The following is a 2,490-nucleotide window of genomic DNA, read 5'->3' as shown; positions in this document are numbered from 1 at the left end:
GTGTCACCGACGGATCCGCATGCACGGCAAACCCCTGGTAGCCACGACCAGTCTTGCGCTCGGTCCGCGCCAATGCATATTCCTCATGGCTTTCCCCATGCAGGAATACCGGAAAATCCTTGCCCACCGGGCGATAGCCTTCGGCCACCATCTGTTCGGGCGTGGCGCCCACCACCACGTAGTCGCGGTCGGCCTTGTCGCGGCCCAGCAGGCGATCGCGGACAGCGCCGCCGACGAGGTAGATCTGCATCAGCGGCGCATGCCTCGCGCGTTGTCCAGGCGGCGTTGGCGCTCGTCCTTGTCCAGCAGCAGCGGCAGGAACGGGCTGAACGCGGCGGAGTTGATCCCCAGCGCGGCCAGGCCATCGACCTTGCCGACCGAATCGGTTTTCAGCGAAAGGAAGTTGTCGACAGTGAACGGCTTGCCGGGCACCAGTTGCGCCACCTGCGCTTGTAGCCGTCCCAGTGCATCGGGCAACCCAAGCACCGCCCGCTTGTAACCGGCTACGTCGCGTATTTCAGAAACGATCTGCTTCAACTCCAACACCTGCGGCCCATACAGCTCGAATACCCGCGACGAGGAAATGTCGCGGTTGTCCACGCAGCGCGCGATGGCCTCGACCACGTCGCCGACGAACACCGGCGCCATCTTTGCGTGCGGGCGTGCCAGTGGCAGCACGGGCGCCAGCCGGAGCAGCTTGGCGAAACGCGTGACAAGCCCGTCGCCAGGGCCAAAGATCACCGACGGCTCGTAGATGGTCCAGTCCAGGCCCGAGGCCTTCACCAGGGCCTCGGCGGCACCACGGCTTTTCAGGTATTGCGATTCGCCCTGGCCGGCCTTGAGCGAACTCATCTGGTGCAGGCGGCGCACGCCGGCATCCCGGCAGGCCTGGATCACCGTGGCGGTCAGGTCCACATGGACCCGCTGGAAGGTATCGCGGCCGTGCGGGGTGAGGATGCCGACCATGTTGACCACGGTGTCGGCGCTGGCGAAATGCTGCTCCAGCGCGCGACGGTCGAACACGTCGGTCGTGCGCACCTGCACACCCGGGATCACGCCGCTGTCGCGACGCTTTTCCCGGTTGCGGGAAAGCAGGGTGACCTCATGGCCCGAACGCACAAGGCGAGGCACGAGGTGGCTGCCGACGAAACCGGTACCGCCGAGGATGACGATCGATTGGCTCATGGCGTGCCCTAGGTTACGTGTAACGACGGGAGGTATCCACTTCAAACATGATCACGTGCCACGCTCCTTATCCGATGCCGGCAGATCGCCTGCGGACGCTGCGGGCGCCGGCTTGGCTGCCGGTGCTGGCGTGGTTGCTGCTGCCGGCGTGGCCGCGGGCGTGGCTGCTGCGGGCGCCGGTACCGCCGGACACGCCACTTCCTTGTGCGCGCTGCCATCGGTGGGCAGCACGTAGTTGGTCCCGATCGGCGTGATGCGTGTTTCCATCGACACCACGCGGCTGCCATTGAGGCGCCAGTCGTAGATCACCGAGAAAGCCATCACGCGGGCCACGTACTCGCGGGTTTCCTTGTAGGGAATGCTGGCGATGAAGAGGTCCGGAGGTAGCGAGCCGCGCTGGCCCAGCCACTGGTCCAGCTTGTTCGGCCCGGCGTTGTAGGCGGCGCTCGCCAGCCACGGGGCGCCGTTGTAGCGCGCGGCCATCTGCGCGAGATACCGCGTGCCAAGCTGGATATTGGTGGGACCGTCGTACAGGCTTTCACCGCCCGCCCAGGGCAGGCCGCTCTTGCTGGCCACGATTGAGGCGGTTCCCGGCAACAGCTGCATCAGGCCGCGCGCATCGGCGCTCGAGCGCGCGTCGGACATCCACGCGCTCTCGGCGCGGATGATGCCGTAGGCCCATGCGGGTTCGACGCCGGCCTGCTGCGATTGTGTGACCACGCCATCCTGGCTTGCCAGCGGGAAACGCTGTTCGTAAAGGCGTAGCGCCTCGCCCGAGCTAAGGCCAAATACCGCGCGGTCGTACCAGCCGTTGCGGTAGGCCAGGTCCGCTGCCAGCCGCAATGTCTGCGTGTCGCTGCCCGCCAACGCCTGTGTCCACTCGCGCCGACCTTCCTTCTGCATGCCCACGGCATACAGCTCGAACGCACGGCGCAGGCCCGGAAGGGTCAGCAAGGCGTCCTCGCGCGCGGTGTCGGTGGCCAGCTGCGATGGGCAGATGGCGTAGGGCGCCTCGATGCGATCGGCGGAAAGGAAACCGAAGAAGGTCGGTTCCTGCGCCAGCGTACGCCAGAGCGACTGGGCTTCATCGTGGCGGTTGAGCGCTTCGAGCGTGCGCGCACGGTAATAGCGCCACTCGCCGTCCTGCTTCTGCGTCGTGCTGAGCGCGTCCAGTGCCGCCAGCGCCGCGGGCCATTCCTGTCGTGACAGCGCCACGCGTACGCGCCACTCACGAGTGCCGTCGCTCTGCGCACCAGGGGGCAGGGCGGTAAGGCGATCAAGCGCCTGCTCGTCGAAATCGGTGGC

General features: G+C 66.7%; 3 protein-coding genes. All 3 read right to left on the bottom strand.

From position 1 onward, the window contains the following. A partial coding sequence (locus tag VK519_RS11895) for a nucleotidyltransferase family protein (RefSeq protein WP_524538992.1) occupies positions 1-250 on the bottom strand: 250 nt, incomplete at its 3' end. Beyond that, positions 250-1,185 (bottom strand): complex I NDUFA9 subunit family protein, encoded by a 936-nt coding sequence (locus tag VK519_RS11890; protein WP_324350027.1) that lies wholly within the window; start codon positions 1,183-1,185, stop codon positions 250-252. The genes VK519_RS11895 and VK519_RS11890, both read right to left, overlap by 1 nt. Before the next feature lie 51 nt (positions 1,186-1,236). Further along, a partial coding sequence (locus tag VK519_RS11885; protein WP_324350026.1) for a lytic transglycosylase domain-containing protein occupies positions 1,237-2,490 on the bottom strand: 1,254 nt, incomplete at its 5' end.

Origin of the sequence: Pinirhizobacter sp., assembly GCF_035317885.1 — a bacterium.
Lineage (GTDB): Bacteria > Pseudomonadota > Gammaproteobacteria > Xanthomonadales > Rhodanobacteraceae > Pinirhizobacter.
This window is presented reverse-complemented; position numbering and strand designations above follow the sequence as displayed.

What these genes read in the sequence shown, in the direction of transcription:
- VK519_RS11890 (WP_324350027.1), bottom strand. Translation starts at nt 1,185, where the DNA reads ATGAGCCAATCGATCGTCATCCTCGGCGGTACCGGTTTCGTCGGCAGC.